20 protein-coding genes are annotated in these 21,813 nt (G+C 36.9%); 7 read left to right on the top strand and 13 right to left on the bottom strand.

Features of this window, described 5'->3' with window-relative positions:
- Positions 1-8: 8 nt before the first annotated feature.
- The 3 genes from J2S19_RS09225 to J2S19_RS09215 all read right to left on the bottom strand — a co-directional run bounded on the left by J2S19_RS09225 (position 9) and on the right by J2S19_RS09215 (position 3,138).
- Positions 9-398 (bottom strand): DsrE/DsrF/DrsH-like family protein, encoded by a 390-nt coding sequence (locus J2S19_RS09225; RefSeq protein WP_307340503.1) that lies wholly within the window; start codon positions 396-398, stop codon positions 9-11.
- A 67-nt stretch (positions 399-465) separates the two neighbouring features.
- Entirely contained in the window at positions 466-1,035 is a 570-nt protein-coding gene (locus tag J2S19_RS09220) for a sulfurtransferase TusA family protein (protein ID WP_307340501.1), read from the bottom strand.
- Positions 1,036-1,203: 168 nt separating this feature from the next.
- The gene (locus J2S19_RS09215; protein ID WP_307340498.1) at positions 1,204-3,138 is read right to left on the bottom strand and encodes a CoA-disulfide reductase; all 1,935 of its coding nucleotides are present in this window, start codon (positions 3,136-3,138) and stop codon (positions 1,204-1,206) included.
- 427 nt (positions 3,139-3,565) lie between these two features.
- Between J2S19_RS09215 and J2S19_RS09210 the strand changes: the two genes are divergently transcribed.
- Positions 3,566-4,132, top strand: a complete 567-nt coding sequence (locus tag J2S19_RS09210) for a hypothetical protein (RefSeq protein ID WP_307340495.1) — start codon at positions 3,566-3,568, stop codon at positions 4,130-4,132.
- 78 nt (positions 4,133-4,210) lie between these two features.
- Here J2S19_RS09210 and J2S19_RS09205 read toward each other — a convergent pair whose 3' ends face one another.
- The 4 genes from J2S19_RS09205 to J2S19_RS09190 all read right to left on the bottom strand — a co-directional run bounded on the left by J2S19_RS09205 (position 4,211) and on the right by J2S19_RS09190 (position 8,090).
- Positions 4,211-5,305: an acetyl-CoA C-acyltransferase gene (locus tag J2S19_RS09205; RefSeq protein WP_307340492.1), complete on the bottom strand. Its 1,095-nt coding sequence runs from the start codon at positions 5,303-5,305 to the stop codon at positions 4,211-4,213.
- A 2-nt stretch (positions 5,306-5,307) separates the two neighbouring features.
- A complete protein-coding gene (locus tag J2S19_RS09200) occupies positions 5,308-6,750 on the bottom strand; it encodes an AMP-binding protein (protein WP_307340489.1) in 1,443 nt (480 codons plus the stop codon).
- On the bottom strand, positions 6,747-7,310 hold the full coding sequence (locus tag J2S19_RS09195) for a biotin transporter BioY (RefSeq protein ID WP_307340487.1): 564 nt from the start codon (positions 7,308-7,310) through the stop codon (positions 6,747-6,749). The genes J2S19_RS09200 and J2S19_RS09195 overlap by 4 nt, the downstream gene beginning before the upstream one ends.
- A 93-nt stretch (positions 7,311-7,403) precedes the next feature.
- A complete protein-coding gene (locus tag J2S19_RS09190) occupies positions 7,404-8,090 on the bottom strand; it encodes a DUF421 domain-containing protein (protein ID WP_307340485.1) in 687 nt (228 codons plus the stop codon).
- A gap of 279 nt (positions 8,091-8,369) precedes the next feature.
- Between J2S19_RS09190 and J2S19_RS09185 the strand changes: the two genes are divergently transcribed.
- Positions 8,370-9,353: a Gfo/Idh/MocA family protein gene (locus tag J2S19_RS09185; protein WP_307340482.1), complete on the top strand. Its 984-nt coding sequence runs from the start codon at positions 8,370-8,372 to the stop codon at positions 9,351-9,353.
- A 113-nt stretch (positions 9,354-9,466) separates the two neighbouring features.
- Here J2S19_RS09185 and J2S19_RS09180 read toward each other — a convergent pair whose 3' ends face one another.
- Positions 9,467-10,006, bottom strand: a complete 540-nt coding sequence (locus J2S19_RS09180; protein ID WP_307340479.1) for a chromate transporter — start codon at positions 10,004-10,006, stop codon at positions 9,467-9,469.
- Entirely contained in the window at positions 10,007-10,636 is a 630-nt protein-coding gene (locus tag J2S19_RS09175; RefSeq protein WP_307340476.1) for a chromate transporter, read from the bottom strand. It abuts the gene before it with no gap.
- 178 nt (positions 10,637-10,814) lie between these two features.
- On the opposite strand from J2S19_RS09175, the gene J2S19_RS09170 reads away from it, so the two are divergent.
- Positions 10,815-11,696, top strand: a complete 882-nt coding sequence (locus J2S19_RS09170) for a LysR family transcriptional regulator (protein WP_307340474.1) — start codon at positions 10,815-10,817, stop codon at positions 11,694-11,696.
- A 198-nt stretch (positions 11,697-11,894) separates the two neighbouring features.
- Here the strand turns inward: J2S19_RS09170 and J2S19_RS09165 are convergent, their stop codons facing one another.
- Positions 11,895-12,458, bottom strand: coding sequence for a TetR/AcrR family transcriptional regulator (locus tag J2S19_RS09165; RefSeq protein ID WP_307340471.1), 564 nt, complete (start codon positions 12,456-12,458; stop codon positions 11,895-11,897).
- Positions 12,459-12,621: 163 nt separating this feature from the next.
- Here J2S19_RS09165 and J2S19_RS09160 point away from each other — a divergent pair, with 163 nt between their 5' ends.
- Positions 12,622-13,560: an NADP-dependent oxidoreductase gene (locus J2S19_RS09160; RefSeq protein ID WP_307340468.1), complete on the top strand. Its 939-nt coding sequence runs from the start codon at positions 12,622-12,624 to the stop codon at positions 13,558-13,560.
- A gap of 966 nt (positions 13,561-14,526) precedes the next feature.
- On the opposite strand, the gene J2S19_RS09155 is transcribed toward J2S19_RS09160, so the two are convergent.
- A complete protein-coding gene (locus J2S19_RS09155) occupies positions 14,527-15,369 on the bottom strand; it encodes a PH domain-containing protein (protein WP_307340465.1) in 843 nt (280 codons plus the stop codon).
- A gap of 269 nt (positions 15,370-15,638) precedes the next feature.
- On the opposite strand from J2S19_RS09155, the gene J2S19_RS09150 reads away from it, so the two are divergent.
- The 3 genes from J2S19_RS09150 to rpsN all read left to right on the top strand — a co-directional run bounded on the left by J2S19_RS09150 (position 15,639) and on the right by rpsN (position 17,739).
- Positions 15,639-15,896 (top strand): CHASE3 domain-containing protein, encoded by a 258-nt coding sequence (locus J2S19_RS09150; RefSeq protein ID WP_307340461.1) that lies wholly within the window; start codon positions 15,639-15,641, stop codon positions 15,894-15,896.
- A 159-nt stretch (positions 15,897-16,055) separates the two neighbouring features.
- Entirely contained in the window at positions 16,056-16,853 is a 798-nt protein-coding gene (locus J2S19_RS09145; RefSeq protein WP_307340458.1) for a HAMP domain-containing protein, read from the top strand.
- Positions 16,854-17,469: 616 nt separating this feature from the next.
- Positions 17,470-17,739 carry a 30S ribosomal protein S14 gene (rpsN, locus tag J2S19_RS09140; RefSeq protein WP_307340454.1) on the top strand — a complete coding sequence of 90 codons (270 nt, stop codon included), beginning with the start codon at positions 17,470-17,472 and terminating at the stop codon, positions 17,737-17,739.
- Between the two features lie 173 nt (positions 17,740-17,912).
- On the opposite strand, the gene J2S19_RS09135 is transcribed toward rpsN, so the two are convergent.
- Positions 17,913-20,477 carry a rhamnogalacturonan lyase gene (locus tag J2S19_RS09135; protein ID WP_307340452.1) on the bottom strand — a complete coding sequence of 855 codons (2,565 nt, stop codon included), beginning with the start codon at positions 20,475-20,477 and terminating at the stop codon, positions 17,913-17,915.
- Positions 20,478-20,838: 361 nt separating this feature from the next.
- The gene (locus J2S19_RS09130; protein WP_307340448.1) at positions 20,839-21,630 is read right to left on the bottom strand and encodes an alpha/beta hydrolase; all 792 of its coding nucleotides are present in this window, start codon (positions 21,628-21,630) and stop codon (positions 20,839-20,841) included.
- Positions 21,631-21,813 lie beyond the last annotated feature (183 nt).

Below are 21,813 nucleotides of genomic sequence, written 5' to 3'. Positions count from 1 at the left end.
AGCGATATTTAAAATGTTAGCGTTACATTTGCATCCTTTGCATATGTTAAAAAGGTAACGGCACCGCCAACATCAATTCCTTCAATAAATTGCTCTTTCTCTAAATTCATAACATCCATCGTCATTTGACAAGCAATCATCTTAACTCCCATCTCACTTGCCATAGAAACGAGCTCTTCTATCGGTGGAACATTCGCTCGTTTAAAACCTTCCTGAAAATGTTCTGCTCCGGTTGGCATTGGAAGATTTTTATGGGCCTCCTTATGAATGAGATTCAATCCTTCAAATGTAAAAAAAATCCCTACTTCTGCATCTGTAGCAGCAGCTGCAGTTGCAATATTAAATACTTTGTATGCATCAAACATTCCACCATTCGCTGCAATGATTGCGACTTTCATGTTGTTTACCTCCTTAGTTTTTATATCCTTTTTCAGTGATTGGTCAGTTGATTTATTTATTTTACTATTAGCCTTTTATTAATTCACCTGTATATTCCTTCATACCTGGAACGACATTTTTAACCTCACGAATTCCCTTTTCGGTTAATTTCTGTGCTGCTAAATCACTACGTGTTCCAGTACGACAAATAATATGAAGATTATCTAGAGACTCTATTTCATTAAAACGCTGTTCTAACTCGCCTAATGGAATATTTAATGAACCAGGTATATGTCCGAAGGCATATTCAGCTTGTTCTCTTACATCAAGAATTGTGATTTTTTCTTGTCCATCTAGCTTTTCAAGTAACTCATCGAGCTTCACAATATGCGGGTGTTTAATTGTTGGCTTCTCCTCATGTTCATTTGCTCTGCGAAGATAATGCTTTAAAACATCCCCATCTTCGATTGTTCCTAAATATTGATGTCCAGTACTTTCTGCCCAGGCTTTCATATCGGCAGTTGAACCTTTGTCTGTTGCTTGTACTTCCATTATTTGACCTGGGTCTAAAGAGTTCATTTCCTTCTTCGTTTTGACGATTGGCATTGGACATGCTAATCCTTTTGCATCAAGCACTTTATTTACAGTGATCTCCACTCTTCTTCCCTCCTTTTCTCAACTATTATTTAACGAATCCGAAAATCAATACTTTTAATAAATATTTTCCACATTTTTAAGTGCACAATCACGATTAACGAAGTGTAAAAAATCATCAAATCAAAGAAAGAAGGTGACTCAAACGAATGAGTCACCTTCTTTCCTACATTATTTTTTCTTAATCCAAAATTTAATGAGTGAACCTTCTTGTTCTGTTTTGATTAGTTCATGTCCAGCATTCTTTGTCCAAGCTGGCAAATCATTTAATGCACCTTTATCTGTCACATGTAGTTCAAGCACTTGATTACTTTGTAGTAAGTCAATCCCTTGCTTTAACTTTACGATTGGCATTGGGCAAGCTAAACCTATTACATCAACGACTGAATCGACATTTACCTGTCCTTTACTTATCGCTTCCTTTTCAGTAGATGACCATTCTTTGTTATGAGCGATGTTGCTGCCAAAAACAGAGGAATACGTTTTCCAGCCACCATCTACATTTTTCACCTTAAAGCCATTATTTTTTAATATCCTGCTTGCTAAATAACCTCTTAATCCAACTTGACAGCTTACGTAAATGGTTTCGTCCCTTGGGATTTGTTCAAGCTGATTTCTAAGTGCATTTAACGGAATATTCTTTGAGCCTTTAATAAAACCAAATTCCCGCTCCATAGGTTCCCTAACGTCAATTAATAATCCACCCTCTGTAACAATATCATCAATTTCATGCCATTGTACTTGCTCTAATTCACCTTCCTTTATATTAGCTGCAACATATCCTGCCATGTTTACTGGGTCTTTAGCAGAGGAGAAAGGTGGAGCATATGATAGTTCCAAATTAGTTAGGTCCTCTACAGTTAAGTTGCCTTTAATTGCTGTTGCAATAACATCAATTCGTTTATCAACACCATCCATTCCAATTGCTTGTGCACCATATATTTTTCCTGTTTCTTTGTTAAAAATTAATTTTAGCGCAATAGGTGCTGCATTAGGATAGTAGCCTGCATGTGAGCTAGGATGAATGTGAACTACTTCATATGGGACATCTAATCGATTAAGTATCTTTTCATTGTTACCAGTTGCAGCAACAGTTAAATCAAATACTTTCGCTATCGATGTCCCCAATGTCCCTTGATAAGTCTCTCTTTTACCCATCATATTATTTGCAGCAATTCTACCTTGACGGTTAGCCGGACCTGCTAATGGGATCATCGCTTTTGTTCCACTTATATAGTCAACAACTTCAACTGCATCACCAACAGCATAAATATCTTGGTTTGATGTTTGGAGATACTCATTTACAATGATACCTCCTCGTTCACCCAATTTCAGGCCTGCTGTTTTGGCTAATTCATTCTCAGGTCTCACTCCGATTGATAGCAAAGTCATATTTGTTTCGATTTCCCGTCCATCAGCTAATACAATAATCTTTCCTTGCTGTTTAAATTGTTTCACACCATTTTCTAGAATCAGCTCAACACCTTTTTGTTGTAAATGAGTGTGTAAAATGGAGGCCATTTCAATATCGATTGGTGCCATAATTTGATTTGCCATTTCAATAAGTGTTACATGAAGACCACGTTCAACTAAATTTTCTGCCATCTCAATGCCAATGAAGCCGCCACCAACAACTACAGCTCGTTTTGGATTGTGTTCATCAACATATGCTTTTATTTTATCTGTATCTGGAATATTTCTTAATGTAAATAATGTCTTATTCTCTGCTAATCCTGGAATTGGTGGTACAATAGGCTTTGCACCAGGAGATAATAATAATTTGTCATAAGATTCCTCGTATGATTGACCCGTTTGCAAGTTTTTAATTGTGACATGTTTCGTATCAGGATTAATAGTCGTTACTTCGCTTAGATTGCGTATATCCAAATTAAAACGTTCAGACATTCCATTCACTGTTTGAACAAGTAATTTGCTGCGGTCTTTAATTTTTTCTCCGATATAATAAGGCAATCCACAGTTTGCAAATGAAATATGCTCTCCTCGTTCAACTAAAATTATTTCAACATCTTCACTTATTCTTCTTAATCTTGCTGCTGCAGTTGCACCACCAGCGACTCCACCTACGATGAGAATTTTTTTAGTCATTGTTATTCCTCCAATAGTGTTTTTATTTATCTATCCAACGCTTATCTAATACTTAACATTTAATTATAGATACTGAGTTATTGCGGGTCACCACATACCCCTATAGGTATTATATATTGAAAATAAAAAAAGTAAAGCACATTTAATCTCTGATATCGCAACCAAAATATACTTCATGGGGTATATACACACTTTATATGAATCAAATAGACATTTCTGTGATAAAAATCACAAGTTTGTATAGAACTAGTACAATGACTGATACTAATAACAAGTTTAGTTAGCTTATTTAAACCCGATTTATATAGTTGATAAATCAAACTTCATATTCACACTCATCTCACATGAACATTTTATAAGCATTACCCATGTTATTCAGGTCACGTTAACCTAATGTAAACGCCCAATAAATAAAGGAGTGTACTCTATGCTAAAAAGGACAGTCATCCTATTCTTGATTATTTTCACTTTCACTGCATGCGCAAATAATCAAGAGAATGATAAAACAACTACAACAAAAACAGACGTCAATCTTGAAAAAGTTGACCTTAAAGATGTAGATGCAATTGCTGCTTACTTCAAGGACAAAGGTTTACCGATAAGTGACTCTCGTACTTACAATGAAGATGATGACCCAAATGAATTACTTGGACGCCCAGGTGGGTATATTGGGAAAATGGATTTCATTGATAAAAATGTTGAAAAGAAATTAATTGAAACAGAAAAAACAGAATACAATATTCCAGAAGATGAAACGAAGGCGACAATGAGAGAAAAATTTGGTGTTTCTAACGGTGGAAGTATTGAAGTGTTTGCGAATCAAGATGATGCAAAGAAACGTTTTGAATATGTATCACAAGTTGCTAGCGAGTTAGGTGGGATGTTTACAGAGTACGGCTATCAAGAGAAAAACATTTATTTACGTTTATCAAAGTCCTTAACACCGACACAGGCAGATGAATATGAAAAGGTGTTAAAGGAATTAGTAAATTAGTAAGTTGCGGAGTGGGAGTCTTATAGGAGAGCCCCACTCCCGTGAATCTAAATTACCTTCAATTTTATCACAACCTATTTATACAAGACTCTCCCATAGTACAGCTATCCCTAAGCCCCCACCTATTCCTAACGTTGAAATAGCGTATTTAACATGCCTACGCTGAACCTCATAAAAGAGACGTGTGACTAAGATTGCTCCTGATGCACCATAAGGATGTCCTAATGCTATTGCACCGCCAGATACATTTATTTTTTCATATGGTATTTCTAATTCTTTGGCACATGCAATAATTTTTACTGCAAATGCTTCATTTATTTCAAATAAATCAATATCTTGCATAGTTAATGAATGCTGGTTTAACAGTTCGCGAATACTAGGAATCGGACCAGTAGCCGGATAATGCGGGTGTACCCCTGTTACGGCACTATCTACAAAGCGCAATATTGGTTTAAGGCCTAATTGTTTTGCTTTATCCTCAGACATGACCAACACAGCTGCAGCACCGTCGTTTACTCCACAGCAATTCCCTATTGTTACCGTTCCATTTTCCTTAAAACAAGGCTTTAGTCGACTTAGCATTCTTTTGTAATTTACATGAGGATTAACGGCTTCATCACTGAGAGGAATATTCGGGATTTTAACAAGTTCATCAAGGTAGCTATTTTTGTTGATAGCTTGAATGGCTCTTTTGTAGCTTAGCGCTGCATATTCATCCTGCATTTGCCGAGAGATTTGATAGGCTTCAGCTACATATTCAGCAGCAACACCCATATCAGGGTCACCAATGAATGCTGGTGAAAAACGTGCCCTTTCTTTAAATGGAGATTGACTCGTACTTTCAACACCTCCAGCAATATATATTTCCCCAGCACCACCTTGGATGAGATGGCAGGCAAGCCGAATTGACTCCAGACCTGCCCCACATTGCCTGTCTACAGTTACTCCTGGAATTGTGTATGGTAATCCACTCTCTAAAACTGATAATCTAGCAATATTACCACCAGGTCCAACTACATTTCCTACTATCACATCATCAAGCTGTTTTTCAAGATTACAAGAGAGCTCCTTCAGGACATAAGAGGCTAGTACTTCAGGTGAATATTGTTTTAGAATCCCGTCCTTCTTACCAATGATAGTCCGTTTCGCATCCACAACGACTGCGCGGGTCATATTCATCCTCCATTCTCAAACCAGTTCTTAATGTCTGTACGTGAAATCTTTCCTCCTGAAGTTAACGGGAAATCATTTACCTTTCTCCATATGCGTGGAATTTTGTAAGAGGCTAAGTTTTCAAGACAGAACCGTTTCAATGATGTGATAGAAGCTGTTCCTTTCACAGCTACAGCAGGTTTCTCCCCCCAATATTCGTCCTTCACCCCAACTACCGCTACTTCTTCCACACCAATGTATGTGCGTAATACCTGTTCAATTTCCTGTGGATAAATATTGATACCTCCATAGAGAATCATGTCATTTTCCCGACCAAGTATTGTTATATAGCCATTTTCGTCTAATTTAGCGAGGTCATGGACGGTTGCCCATTCACCTTGTTTGACATCCTGTGTTGCTTGTTCATCATGTAAGTATCCATCAAAAAGCATCTTGCTTTTTACATATAATTTGCCGGGATGACCTGGGGTAACTTCTTGTCCTTTATCATTGCGAATACTTATCGCAACATTATTAAATGGTCGTCCTACAGTGTGTGCATAATCCTCTTCATCCTCATCTTTTAAATATGAGACATAGCTTAATTCTGACGCACCGTAAAATTCAACAATTCGCACATTAGGAAACTGTCTTTTCAGTTGTGATTTTGTATGTGGGAGCAATTTTGCACCTGTTGAAATAAAGGTTGTCTTCATTTCATGATTTGTACATTCTGCTAACAAGCTTTGAAGCATTGTCGGCACAACGTAAACGTATGTTATCGGGTAGGTTTCTATGTATTTGAGTAATGCCTTTGCAGAGAATTTTTCCAGTATGTAAATCGTTCCACCTAAAAATAACGTGCTAATCGCCCCATATAAAAACGTTGAATTGACGAAAGAACCTGGAATGAGGATATGTTCAGTTTCGTTCATAGCTAAATCTCGCTGATTACATGCAAAGCTTTCAATCCAAGATTCATGCGATCGTGTAAAGGGCTTTGGTGTCCCTGTCGAACCAGATGTAAACCCAATATAAAAAGGCACATTGCTCACTTCCCGATTATACTCACCTGTTTGACTCATCCATTCATCAATACACTCTGTATAAATAATCATTACATTTTGTTCACAAACCTTGCTCCTTAAGCTACTGTCAGCAATGATTAAATCAGGCTTAACCTGCTTGACCCGCTCCTCTATTTCTTGACGTTTCCACCTAATATCACCTACAATACTCGCCCACCCTGCTTCACTGGCACCTGCAAAGAGCTGTAAAAACAAATAACCATTTGGCAACAATAGAAAGACTCTGCGATTTTTTGAAGGCTCCTTGCAAAAACTAGCTGCAGTACGCTGAACAAGCTTATTCCAGTCATCGTAACTAAGTGTTTGTCTTTCTGTTACGATGGCTGGGCGGATTGGAGCGAGACTTGCCGTTTTTTTATACGGACTCGTAATTCTCAAACCTCTGTCACCCTTTCTGATAAGACTCTTGAATGCTGCATCTTAACGGTTAATAAGGTCGCAATGATGCATTTCAGAAGGTCACCTGGCAAAAAGACGAAACTTAGAAAAAGTGCGTTTGTTATTGGTATATCCATCACAAACGCTTGGATTGGAATCCCAAATGAATAGATTACAATAATTCCACCAATTATGTTTACTAGCAATCTCTTAAAAAATGTTTTCTTTTTCATATGATAGATTAAAAATCCTATTAGATATGCAGCTGCGACATAGCCGATTAAGTAACCACCTGATGGACTGACAAATACACCAATTCCACCTCGTCCTCCTGATAATAGCGGTAAACCTGTCGCAACTAACAATAAAAATAGGATTTGACTATATGCAGCATATTTTGGACTAAAACGTGCCCCTAAGATGCTCCCCGCCAACATAACACCTAAAGTTTGTAACGTAATTGGTACTGGAGTAATCCCGGTGAAGATTGGCGGTAAAAGTCCTAAAACCCCCATTATTGCTGCAAACATTGAAACATACATCAATTTTACTAACTTCATTATTTGTTAACCTCAATTCAATTTTAGTTAACAATAGTATAAAACTGGTAGCATCCCTTGTAAAGATTATATCTATGTATCGTCACGAAATTCTTACTTTTTTTCATATTGTAACGCATAAACTGGTTGATTCGGTTTCCATTCAGCATAAACGACCGATTTATAATCCGTTATTCCCTGTTTAGCTAATTCATCAAGCAACCATTGCTTTTCGAGCCGGGATTCCTTTAAATTTACGGAAACAATTTCCCCATCAAGAATTAACGTAATCGGTAAATGAACGGACTTTTCAGGTAATTGTAAGTCATTAAACCTCGGTATATCATACTTAGACTTAGGTAGAACACTAACCATTCCGTTTGTTTCAAGAATCGCATATTCGATTTCTTCAAATGAAAAATATCCTTGTTGTCTGATAAGGCTTTGTAATTGATTTATGTCCATTTTTGCTTTTTTTAAGGCCTGATATTTTAATTCTCCCTTTAGAATGACAATACTCGGTTCACCTTCTAATAGCTTTCGTGCCTTCATAAACTTTTGCGTAATAAGCTCGATTGTATAAATGAGTAACCCCCAGATGAAGGCTGCAAAGATAATCTCACCAAGGTTTGTTTCATGATCATAAACTGCATTACCGACTAATTCCCCAAGAATGAGTGCTGAAATAAAGTCAAAAGGGGTTATTTGAGAAAATTGGTTTCTACCAATTACTTTTATCATGATAAATAATATAAATAATCCTGATACTAGCTCAATCGCCACAGATACGTAATGGTTCATCTATTAAGCCTCTTTCTAATCATCTTCATCTCCATTATCGACTTAACAGTTAGATTTATACTATAGGCTCTGATTAACATCGATATTGCTTGCTCGAAACAAACTTTTTCTAAAGATTATTATGCTCATTAAGTACAAGGAACTCACAATCCGTACATATCACTTAACAGAAAAATCGGTATCAATGCAATGTTTAATTTTTGCAAAATTCTAACTCATCTGGCATCATTTATGATAGTCTTATAATGTCTTATTCTAAACAAGAGGAGCCGTGAAAAAATGGGAGAAACAATTAATTGGGGAATTATGGGTACTGGATGGATTGCAAAACAATTTACAGAGGATTTAACATTTGCCAATAACGGTCAAGCTGTCGCAGTTGGTTCGCGTACTCTAGAAAGTGCGGAGAAGTTTGCTTCTACACATCAAATCGCTCGTGCTTATGGGAGCTATGAAGAATTAGTCCAAGATAAAGAGATTGATGCAATCTATGTTGCGACACCACACCCTTTCCATAAGGAGAATGTCCTTACTTGTTTACGTGCAGGGAAAGCGGTTTTATGTGAAAAGCCATTTACAATGAATGCAAGTGAACTAGAAGAGCTTGTACATTATGCAAGAGAAAATAAATTATTTCTAATGGAAGGGATGTGGACTCGTTTCCTTCCTCCAATTCAAAAGGTAAATGAATGGATAAATTCAGGTAAAATTGGTGAAGTACGTTTAGTCAAAGCAGACTTTGGATTTAAAATGGACTGGGATCCAGAGCATCGCCTGTTAAACCCAAATCTTGGTGGTGGTGCATTACTGGATGCAGGAATATACCCTGTATCATTTGCAGCGATGATTTTTGGGGCAAATCCTGAAAAAATTGTCAGTTCATCATACATAGGGGAAACTGGTGTTGACGAGCAGTTCTCAATTATTTTACAGTATCCTTCTGGGAAAACTGCAAGCCTTAATGGTGCTGTGCGCGTTGGCTTAACGAATGAAGCACATATATTTGGAACAAACGGACATATCCATATTCCATCCTTCTTAAATGCTAAATCAGCAACTCTTCACGTTAATAATGAGGATCCAGTTACATTTACTGATGACAGAGAATCATTAGGTTACGCCTTTGAAGCTGAAGAAGTAGGACGTTGTATCCTTGCAGGTAAAACAGAAAGCTCGACAATTTCGTTAAATCAATCTTTAGGAATTATGAAAATATTAGATGAAGTAAGAGGGCAATGGGGATTAACTTACCCATTTGAATAACAAAGGCGCTTGAGCTGGATTTCAAGCGATAATCCACAGTTCAAGAATATTATTATTGCCAGAATGCTAAAAAATGAGAGGCTGTTATGTTTATGATAGCCTCTTTCCTTATATCATCCATAAATAAAAACACCAACGATTCCTGAAATAACAATCACAAATAAAGGGTGTATCTTAAATTTTATTAAAGCAAATAATGAGATGGCAAAAATAAGGAATAGACTAATAGAGTCCCAATTCACACCACCTAATAAATGATTATTCATTGCAAAGCGGATTGCTGCATAGCCAATTAACCCTGTTATAATCGGTCGCAGTCCATAAAATGCAGCCTGCACAAATTTATTATGATGTACTTTGAAAAAGAAGCTTGCAATGAGCAAAACGAGTAAGAGTGATGGGACAACCATCCCAACACCTGCGGCAACCGCACCTGCTATACCGCCTACTTTATAGCCAACAAATATCGCACTGTTTGTTGCGATCGGACCTGGCGACATACCCGCAATCGCGACAACATTTGAAAATTCCTCGACCGATAGCCAACCTTTTATAAGAACTTCGCGTTCAATCATTGGAAGCATCGCATAGCCGCCGCCAAATGAAACGAAGCCAATAATTAAAAACATCCAAAAAAGCTCAAGTAGGAGCATTTATATCCCTTCTCCCATATACCATTCACGGTTTTCGTTAGTATCAGCTTTTTCTTGTATGCTCTCAGGTTTTTGATATCCTAACAAAATTTTTAGTTTCGTAAGCACAACGCCAAATAATATACCAAATAAGATTAACAGAATTGGATGGATATTCAAAAATAGCAATACCGCAAAAGCACTTATGGCCATGAGGAAAGTCGACTTATCAATAATCGCTGTTTTCATATTTGAATAACATGCATAGACAATTAGTGCTACAATCGATGCCTGTATCGCATGTAAGGCAGCTTCAACTTTAGGGTGATATTGAAGTTGGAGAAACATCATGCTCATGAGTATTACAATAAAAAAGGTTGGTAGAAAAATACCTAGTAATGCTGCAATCGCGCCCTTCACCCCACCAATTTTATAGCCGATAAATGTTGACGAATTAAGTGCAATCGCCCCTGGAATGGACTCAGATAGCGCCAAGACTTCCGAAATATCATCCTCAGATAGCCACTTCTTATGTTGGGTGACCTCCCTTTTTATAAGAGGAATCATTGCATACCCACCACCGAATGTTACTGGTCCGATTTTCAAAAAAGTCCAAAAGATTTGAAACAGCTTTTTCCAACCAAATTCCATGTTTATCAAGTCCTTTATCAACTATTTATTCCTACTACTACGATACCATGGAAAAGACGACGAAGATATTGCAACTAATGCATAGGTCATAACCGTTTGTTATACTGCGATCGTTTTTATCACTAGCTCTATGTTACTATTAGGATAAACCAACCTTTCATTGTGGAGGGAGCTATGTATGAATATTGAAAACTTAAAAACCTTTTGCCTCGTTGTCGATGAGGGAAGTATTAGTCAAGCAGCACGTTTGCGTTTCATCTCACAACCGGCTGTTACTAGACAAATTCATCAACTAGAAAACTTTTATGGGACCTTATTATTTGACCGGACAGATGGGAAATTGACCGTAACCGAAGCAGGTAAAATGCTTTATCCATTTGCAACCTCAATCATTAATGATTTTACCCGTTCTAAAGAAGTCATTCGAACTGCAAATGATGAGCTTAACAAAAACCTTTTTGTTGGAGCATCCTTGACAATTGGTGAATATTTATTACCTAGCTTACTCGGGCGTTTTAAAAAAATGAATCCAGAGCTTAACATTACTTTATCGATTAAAAATACTCCAAGTGTGCTTGAAGACTTAGCAAACAATGTGATTGATATTGCAATGGTCGAAGGAATCGTTGAAAATAATGGCTTTGCGACTGAAAAATTTGCAGATGATGAATTAATTCTCGTCTATCCACCAGACCATCATTGGAACAATCTTACTGAAATCAAAATCGAACAGCTCATCAATGAACGGATGATCTGGCGCGAATCCCACTCAGGTACACGATTAATTGTTGAAAACACGTTACGAGATCATGGTGTTTTAGATAAGATTCATGATTTCATGGAGATTAGTAGTACACAAGCGATTAAAAGTACCGTAGAAGCAGGTCTGGGGATTAGCATTCTATCACGCTTAACCGTAGCAAGAGAATTAGAGCTCGGAACGTTAAAGGAAATGAGTATTTCGGGAGTAACAATAAAACGAAGTTTATGGCTCGTTAAAAAGGCCCACCGCTTTAACCGTCCTGGAGTATCGCAATTTGTACAATTTATTAAGGATTAAATAAAACCGTGCATCACATTAGTTTGTTATTTTAAGCTTAGTTCGAGGCTGGGACATTGAAGTCCTTAACTCTTGGCTCAAGACTACTAAAATTCGATAGTTTAATACAGAACTGTAAATGCCCTAACATACTAGCAGCCAAAATTGACTCCTGTGCTGCTAATTTTTTCTGGGGGGGATAACCAGGCACTCATATATTCATTTCTTATTTATTTGATTCCGCTCTAACAGTTCCCATATTTCTTGAGCCATAATTTTTGCAGGGATTGGCATTTCGTTCTTAATCCACCATTCTATCGTTCCAACAATAGCAGATGCCATAAATTGGACTAAAAACTCTTTATTGAACCCTTTATTTAAATCATCTAGATTAACCTGTTCATTAATCCCTTCAACCATTACTTCGTGCAAGCGCTCCCGAAAAGACGGCATTCCTTTATTCGTCAACATCGAAGAGTAAAATAAGAAATGCTTCTCGAAATATTCGGATGTGGCAATCAATGATTCTAATGTTGGAAAGTGAACATCCTCTTGCTCTTTTGACCCACAGACTTTCATTAACTCCGCAAATTGTTCACCAATGCATTTATCCAATAAATCATATTTGTCTGCATAATGTAAATAAATTGTCCCGCGGTTTAGATTGGCTCGTTCGGATAGTTGATTTATTGTAATTTCTTCAAAATCTTTTTCAGCCATGAGTTCAATAAACGCTTTCGTAATTGCATCACGTGTTTTTTTTATTCTTCTATCTACTTTCAAGTAAATTCCTCCTACATAATGAACAATCATTCGCAATGTGTTGATTAGTGAACAAAACCTCTATTATTAACGATTGAATTCATCTGTTCGCACATTTAGTATTAATTTTAAGCAACAACTGTTAATTAATCAACAGTTGTTCATTAGTGAGGAGGAATGACCAATGAAGGCAATTGTGATTAATGGTTACGGAGAGCCGAATGTATTGACTGAACAGGAGGTTGTTATCCCAACTTTGAAAGAGAATGAAGTTCTTATTGAAATGTATGCCACTTCAATCAATCCTGTTGACAGTAATATACGTGCAGGGATTGTCCAGGATGTATTTCCAGTCGATGAGTTTCCACATATTTTAGGTCTCGATGTCGCAGGGATTATTATAGATATTGGAGAAAACGTGACACAATTCGAACGAGGTGACCGTGTATTTGGATTAGCGAAAGGAAATTCTGGTAGTTATGCTGAGTATGCAATAGCCGAACAAGCTTTACTTGCTAAAATACCGCCTACTGTTTCTTTCAATGAGGCTGCTGGACTACCTGCAGTTTCTTTAACAGCTTGGCATACACTGTTTCAGTACGGAAAGCTGCAACAAGGAGAACGAATTCTCATCCATGCTGGTGCAGGTGGTGTAGGTCATATAGCGATTCAAATGGCAAAACTTGCAGGAGCTTATATCATCACAACAGCCAGTTCTCGAAATCATGACTTCGTCAAAAATTTAGGTGCAGATGAGATTATCGACTATAATGTTGTTGATTTTTCTGAAACAGTAAAAGATGTGGACATTGTCTTTGATGCAGTTGTTGGCTTAAATCAAGAGAAAAATATTAAAGTGTTAAAAGACGGTGGGAGGGTCGTTTCAATTGTGACGCCAAACATCTCAGATATCGCTAAGGAATACAATGTGGATGCTCAATTTGTTATCGTGCAGCCTAGTAGGCGTGAACTGAAACAAATCGCGGATTGGGTAGAGGATAATAAGATAAAGCTTCATATAAACCGTATATTTCCTTTCACTGAAATCTGTGTAAGGGAAGCACATAACTTGATTGAAACAAAGCACACGAATGGTAAATTGGTTGTACAAATCAGAAGTTGAAAACGACTTTTATAAGAAAAAATCAAGCACGTCATCATCGGCCCCGACGAGTATAAGACGATTTAGAATAGAAGGCGGTCTATTCCTTCTATTCTAATTATTAACGGAAAGAAAAAGTAAACATTTTTCTTGTTTGGATGGGCTATTAAGATTGAGCTATTTTACCTTTGACTCCTTCTTCCTGCTTCGACGGGTTATTAGGACATTTCTATTTTACCTTCGTTTCCCTTTTCCTGCTTCGACGGGCTATTTGGACAATTCTATTTTACCTTTGTTTCCTTTTTCTTGCTTCGACGGGTTATTAGAACAATCCTATTTTACCTTTGTTTCATTTTTCTTGCTTCGATGGGCTATTAGGACAATCCTATTTTACCTTTGACTCCTTCTTCATGCTTCGACGGGTTATTAGGACATTTCTATTTTACCTTCGTTTCCCTTTTCTTGCTTCGATGGGCTATTAGGACAATCCTATTTTACCTTTGACTCCTTCTTCCTGCTTCGACGGGCTATTAGGACAATCCTATTTTACCTTTGACTCCTTCTTCCTGCTTCGACGGGTTATTAGGACATTTCTATTTTACCTTCGTTTCCCTTTTCTTGCTTCGATGGGCTATTTGGACAATCCTATTTTACCTTTGACTCCTTCTTCATGCTTCGACGGGTTATTAGGACATTTCTATTTTACCTTCGTTTCCCTTTTCTTGCTTCGATGGGCTATTAGGACAATCCTATTTTACCTTTGACTCCTTCTTCCTCCTTAGACGGATTATAAAGACCATAATCTTTTCCATTATTTCTTTTTTCTCTAAATTTGCTGCATTATCTTACATACTATATCGAGATTGTCGCATTTTCATAGGGGTCTCATAGAGATCTGACATCTACAGGAAATTACCAGAATATGTTTAAGGGGGCTGAACCTTTTGGTTTGAGCCCCCCCTTCGCTATCGTTTCATATGGTGAACCTTAATACTGTTGATCTTCTTCCTCCGCATAAACGCCAACGATTTCATAGCTCTCAGCATATTCAGAGGATGAAAACACTTCTATATGCCATGACTTTCCTTGTTTTAAGTTTAGAGCCGATATAATTTCACTATCAACCAAATCTCCACGTTTGTCATAGAATTGAATATCCACACTAAGATAACGATACTCCTTTTCTGAGTTGTTCGTGACTGTTCCGTTCACTTTTGTGCTATATTCATCCTTAACCATATCAAAATCAATAAATGTTAATTGATATGTTTTTTCAGCCTGCTGTTTCGATACAGAATTCGGAATGACCGCGTCATATACATCAACTACTTTAAATTGCGGACCTACGAAATAACCGGTCGCAACTGCGATTGCGATTAAGAATATGAAAGTTGGAAAGCCAATTTTCTTTTTGGAAGAGTTATTGTGCTTTATCGGCGTCTGATATACTTCAATTTGATAATTCAGCTCTTCTTTTATTGAATTAGCATCATCAGGTGGGATATTAGAAATTTCAATTTTTGTACCGGTAAAAAACACTTCCATTGAGACGTTATAATCAATCTGTTTTAAGTGAACATACTCAAGCTTATCATATGAAACTTCTAAAACCTTCGGCTGATTCAGCGTATTATAGTGTATAAAAATGATTCGTTCGTCAGTTGCAACCAATAAACCTTTATAGCCGCCTACTTCACCAGTTGTCATATAAATGATTGCCTCGTCATCATATAAAACGTTTTGAAGCTCTTCTATTTCACGATACGATAAAAATTCATTTGCTTTAGACAATTCTCTTATTTGATTTTTAATCGCTTCAAGACTTTGCATTGCACTCCCCCCTTGTCTATCTATATATGTATCTTGTAACTTTTCTATTTTATCGGAATCCACTGTAATTTAAAACATTACTATGGTCCTTATTCATTTCAAATTTTATCCAATTGTATGTTCCTCTTCAACAACGTCGAATTTTGGCGATATTAAGTTAGAAGAGCTGTTTTTTCATAATCTTTTTCGAGTTTTCCAATACGAATTTAGCCGTACAGCTACTACTTACTATCTGCACCATTCATTAATATGAAACGGAGGTTTTATCCTTGGAAAAATTGTTTAAATTTAAAAGCATTAGAAAGAAATTAATGTCTTCATTTTTCTTTATTACGTTCCTTATGTTTATATTCGGTGGGTACTTAATTTACTCAATCGAAAATATGGAAAAGCATACAAGATTACTTTCAGAAGAATCGATTCCACTAATGTCAAAAGACTTTAGCTTAAATGGCATTCTTACCCAACAAGTAAGTGAGCTTAGAGGTTACTTATTGACAGGTGATGCTAAATATAAAGAGATTTAATTTGGCTTAAAAGAACCGAGTTTAGCAATTCAGAAAGAATTATTAAGTGAATCAAATCATCCACAGGTTGATGAAGTCGCAAAGGATACTGAACAAGTCTATAAAATTATTGAAGAAAAACTGTTTCCTGCTGTAGAGACTGGTAACAGTGAGGAAGCTATGCGAATTTTTAACAATGAAGTGGACCCACTCCTCATGAAGTCTGTTGAAACAATGACACAACTTGCTTTAGCAAGAGGGGAAACTAGTGCACAAGATGGTTTAGAAGCTTTAAAGCTCGCTGAAATTACACAATATGTATCGATATTTTTCGGTGTTGTTCTATTAATAGTCGTTATTGTCATTTCAATTCTTATTCCAAGAAATATCGCAAAGCCAATCCTCCAATTAAAAGAGCGTATGGATTTATTAGCAAATGGGGATTTAAACAACAAACCTTTAGAAACAAATTCCAGAGATGAAATCGGTATGTTAGTTCACTCAGCTAATCAAGTAAATGAAAACCTAAAAGATATGCTTTTAAAAATTAGTGAAGTATCTGAAACTTTATCAAATCAAAGTTATGGTCTTACTCATGCTTCACAAGAGGTAAAAGAAGGAAGTAACCAAATTGCAAACTCTTTATTGGGTGGCTACGAAGAGGTCGAAGCTGGAAAATCAAAAATTATTAATACCGGTAAAACATTCGAGCAAATTGAACAATCACTCTCACAAATGACCAATGGTATTCAAACTATCTCACAGAGTCTCAGCAGCATTGCTAATAACAGTGATACGATGAATAAATCGATCTCTGAAATCGCCTCTATCTCAGAGGAATCTGCGGCAGGAATTGAGGAGACATCTGCCTCAGTTGAACAATCAAGTAAATCGATGGAGGAAGTCGCAACAAGTGCAGTAAGATTAAATGAACTCGCTAATAATTTAAAACAATTAATTGGCCGGTTTGTATTATAGATTTAGCGTTTAGAAGAAATAAGTACCAATAGGTCATAACCCTCTATTACAATGTACATTTTAGTAGAAATTATCGATTCTATTAATATGATTGTTAGAGGGGTAGACTTTTTTATTAAACCTTAGAGAATTTCCCATTAGAAAACTGATTTTTTCGTTTATCTCGGAACATATAGTGCTAAAGATAGACCTTGATAAGTCGAACAGATAAGAGGTATTCATAACCCTTCAATAAGTAATATGGCACTATAAAAGGGTCATTCCACATAAAAATGATAATTCTCCATTATAGTTCATAAAAAATACCTTTAATCTATAACCTCAAAATTCCACAATTTAAACATCTATTAATGACTATTTTCAAAATATAAGGCTGTTGCAAAATGTAATCAATACAAGTTAAGCTATGTATCTGTTTCAACCTAATATGTTAAAATCAACAAATTACAAGTTTTACTAATTATTTTTACTTCTTTGTTTCAATTAGCCCACATACTTAATCACCTCTAGTACAATTTATTTGCATTACAAAGAAAAACAAGATAAGATATTTCATAAATCGTAACAATTACGTTTTGTGGTTCCGATTCATACTTAAATAAGGAGTTGTTTTCTAGTGGCTAAAAAGTCGAAAATTGTAAAAGAAAGAAAGCGGCAGGAGATGGTGAAAAAATACGCAGAAATAAGAAAAGAATTAAAAGCTAAAGGTGATTACGAAGCATTAAGAAAATTACCTAGAGACTCCGCCCCTACACGATTGCATAACAGATGTGAAATAACTGGAAGACCTAGAGGTTATCTGCGTAAGTTTAAAATGTCCAGAATTACTTTCCGGGAATTAGCACATAAGGGTCAGCTTCCGGGTGTAAAAAAGGCTAGCTGGTAATCGACTTTACAGGAATTCGAACGTCCTTCGTAGGAAGTCTTGTGTAAGATAATTAAAATGATTTAATGACAGATGTAAATGAGCTTCCTCTCAACAATAAAGCTATTTTGGCAAAGGTTTCATTACCTCTTTACCAAAATAGCTTATCAATAATAAGATTCAATTAACTAGGTTTATCTGGAGCTTACGTTTTCTAAACTCATGATGATCCTCTCAACTTTAGCTATTAAATTCTCTTTTACCTCTTCCGCTACATCACCTTTCTTACTTTTTTCTAGCTGACTGTTAAATTTATTTAAGAAAGAGATACCTTTATCATAGGAACCCTTTTCAAGATGATGTTGTGCTTGTTTTAACGAGTTTTTTAACTTAGAAGCTAATGAGCCATTTATATCACCATTTTTAATATATGAATCTACAAATTTTTGCAACGCAGTAATTTCACTTGGCATATAACTAGCAGGTGTTGGTACTGCTTCCCAATTCATATCAGAGCCAAAATAGAAGCTTGGGTATGCAGGTTGATTATAGCCAACATTTTGCCAGGCAATGCCCGTTCGATATTGTACATCATGCATTAATGTGTATAGCTTCCGATCGGTTACTTCAGTACTTAAGAAGATTCGAATCCGACTGCTGTCTTCTGTGCGGACGAGCATTTCTTCTCTCCAGTCTCCAAATACGTCTGCAACTAACGATGGGTTCCCCTTTGTGTAATTATTCGTTCTCGTGCCAGTTGCTGTTAAGACCGTTCCTTTTTTCCAATCGTGGATCGTTGGTGTTTCTTCTCTAGAGCCATGAATGATTTGTGTTTTCATATCAGCTGACCATTTTATGTTCATATTCGTACCAGGTGCATTCGTATTAATTCTCTGGCCATCTGCTGTCCATAAGCCAACAGCCCATGTTTCCAGGCCTTCGTGGTCTGGGTCGACATCACCGATCATACCTCTTCCAGTGTCTTTTCCAGTGTATCCGCCATAAATGACTTCACCTGTTGCAGCATCCCGCAATGAATAGCCGTATGGTGCATAACTGCCACCTTCATGTACCATGAATATTTCTAATCCGTTTCGATTCGGATCGATATCTGCTACATGCAAAGCGTCACCATGACCTAAGCCAGCTGTTTTCCCAGGTGTTGCACTTTCTGGAGGCATGATATCACTTGAGCTATATAAAAGCGATCCATCATGGTCGATTGTTGCTGAACCGTATATAATTTCCTGTTTCCCATCTCCATCAACATCAGCTGTGCTTAAAGAGTGGGCACCTTGTGTTGTAAGTGATCCATATTCCTTGCTTGTCCCAAGTCGTCCGTGCGGTCCGTCATTAAATGGGTTCGTCATCGGTGTCCAACCGCTATCTACATCCCATACCTCCTTCAATTTCTTGCCGTCCCAGTTGTATGAAACCATTGTTGTTCTTGTATAGTAGCCTCGTGCAAAAACAGCAGATGGTTTTTTTCCATCTAAATAGGCAACACCAGCTAAGAAGCGGTCAACACGATTACCAGGTTCAATCCGAGACATTGCATAATCGCCCCACATTAGCCCATCATCATGTCGTTGATGCTTATAGCGAATTGTTTGCATTTCTGCGCCTGTTTCCCCATTAAAAACCGATAAATATTCTGGACCATTGAGGATAAAGCCTTCAAAATCCTTTAAATTATTGCGGGCACTTCGACTAGGAGCATATTCATCTATAAAATAGTCTGCTAATTTTTCAGCATCTTCCGTTGAAAGCGGGTACTTGTATTGCTTTTCGATACCAAAGCTTACTTCAAGAGTAGCTGGCCAGTTGCCCTTTTTGACCTCTTCATGGTTATGCCAATTTTTAAAAGTGTCGACAATGTGGTTATAGTAATCTTCACTATTCATCCGATAGTCATCTTGATTACTGAAACCTGCTTTCGTATCTTCCTTTAACATAGTAATGTACTCTTCTGAAGTTACCTGACCTTTTTTATCATATTTAATAACTTTTGTACCTGGAGCTGTTTTAAACATAAGCTCTGCTTTTCCATCTCCGTCAAAATCATAAACGAGAAATTGTGTATAATGTGCACCAGCTCGAATATTTACCCCTAAATCAATTCTGTAAAGCAATGTTCCATCGAGTTTGTAGGCATCAATATATGTGTTACCTGTATATCCTTTTTGTGAGACATCTTTTGAATTTGTCGGGTCCCATTTTACAAAGAATTCGTATTGGCCGTCACCATCAACATCTCCGACACTCATATCATTTGCCGTATAAGAATATGCTTCACCACTTGGCGTGACGCCATCAGACGGCTTTTTAAGCTTTAAGTCGAAGTATGTATCTCCCCAAGGTGTAGCTTCAGAACTTTTATCCATTTCTTTTCCATTATCAACGGCTGCTACATAATACGTTGACGTACTCGATCCGTTTTCATCTAAAAAATTTGTACTATCTTCAACTGTAGTAATTTTTTGCCCATCACGGTAGACATTGAAGTCGACACCTGTTAAGCCCGATTCTGAATAACCTGATACTTCATTCGCTAAAAGTCTCCAGCTTAGGAAAATACCTTCAGATGTACTAGCTGCTACTAAGCCTCTATCAAGGTATTCTAGTTGGACAAGCGAATTTTGTTTAGGTCCTTTTGCTGCTACTGATTTTGTCGTAAACGGTGACACTCCAGATAACGTAGAAGTCAACATGACTGTACTCAATAAGACAGATAACTTTTTAGAAATCCCTTTGCCCATTTAACATACCTCCTTAATTTTCATCCCCTTGTGTCGGTTCTTCGTAATAGATTATAGTTTTTATGCCCCCTTCCCAAAAATGTAAACCCTTACATTTTTAATTATTGTAAAAAAAGAAATCTAGTCTATTTTAAATGAATCTACCTAAAAATGACATGCAGAAAACAGTGTATTCCGTTTAAAAATCAGAGAAGTTTTTCATTTGTTCAATAAGAACCATATGCAGAAATCCCTTCCCCTTATGAAGACGATTTCTACTCAGAATCTCGCTCATTTTCGGCTTCATAAAAAAAGAAGCCTGGCTTCGTTAATGAACGAAAACAAACTTCTCTTACTATAAGCATTTATATTCTTTTGAGCATTAACAGAATCCTTGTTGGCTAAGCCAATTTTTACATAATTCCGGCCATCTACTTACTAAAGGCTCATCTTCTGCGAGCCCTAAGCCATGGCGTCCGCTTGGAAAAATATGCATTTCGAATGGGACATTTTGTTTACTTAACGCTTGTGCGAACATTAAGCTATTCTCAACAGGAACTGCTGCATCATCAGCAGTATGCCATAGAAAAGTAGGCGGTGTAGCTCCTGTCACATTCCGTTCATTTGATAATAACTGTCGCTGTTCAAGCGTTGCATTCTCGCCTAGTAAATGGTTTGCTGATCCTTCATGATAAAATTGCGTAAGAGAAATAACGGGATAGCATAATATTGCTAAATTAGGTCGGCTGCTTTCATGTTCGATTAAATCAGCTGAACTTTTATCGCCATCATCAAAATGTGTCGCTGCCGTTGAAGCGAGATGTCCTCCTGCAGAAAATCCTAAAATGCCAATTCTCTGCTTATCGATATTCCACTCTTCGGCATGATGGCGAACATATCGAATAGCCCGCTGTAGGTCTAAAAGTGGAGCTGGATGCTTAGAAGGTGCAACTCTGTAATCAAGAACAAATGCCGATATGCCGATGCTGTTTAACCATTTAGCTACTGGTTCCCCCTCGTGTTCAGCACGTCTCACATAGCCTCCCCCAGGACAAACGATGACAGCACAATGTTGTTCTTGTTTGTTTAACAAATAATGTGTTATAGTTGGTGTTTCTTCGTCTTTTTCACCTTGGTGAAACGTTGGATTGTTTGGCCATAAATTTTCCTTCAATTTGAACGCCTCCTATTAATTGTACATTGACTCTTCAAAATATTAAGATATTACTCTATGATTCTCGGGTAGTTGGTCATTCTCCTTCTAATCACTTTATATTAGCGAAGTTTCTTTATTTAATTGTTTAACTAGGTGTTTTTACAGTGACGATTATCTTCACCTAACGGGGTTTAATAAGCA

The sequence above is a fragment of the Metabacillus malikii genome (assembly GCF_030813355.1).
Taxonomy (GTDB): Bacteria; Bacillota; Bacilli; order Bacillales; family Bacillaceae; genus Metabacillus; species Metabacillus malikii.
Note: the sequence above shows the minus strand (reverse complement) of the source record. Positions and strands in the feature narration are given on the sequence as shown.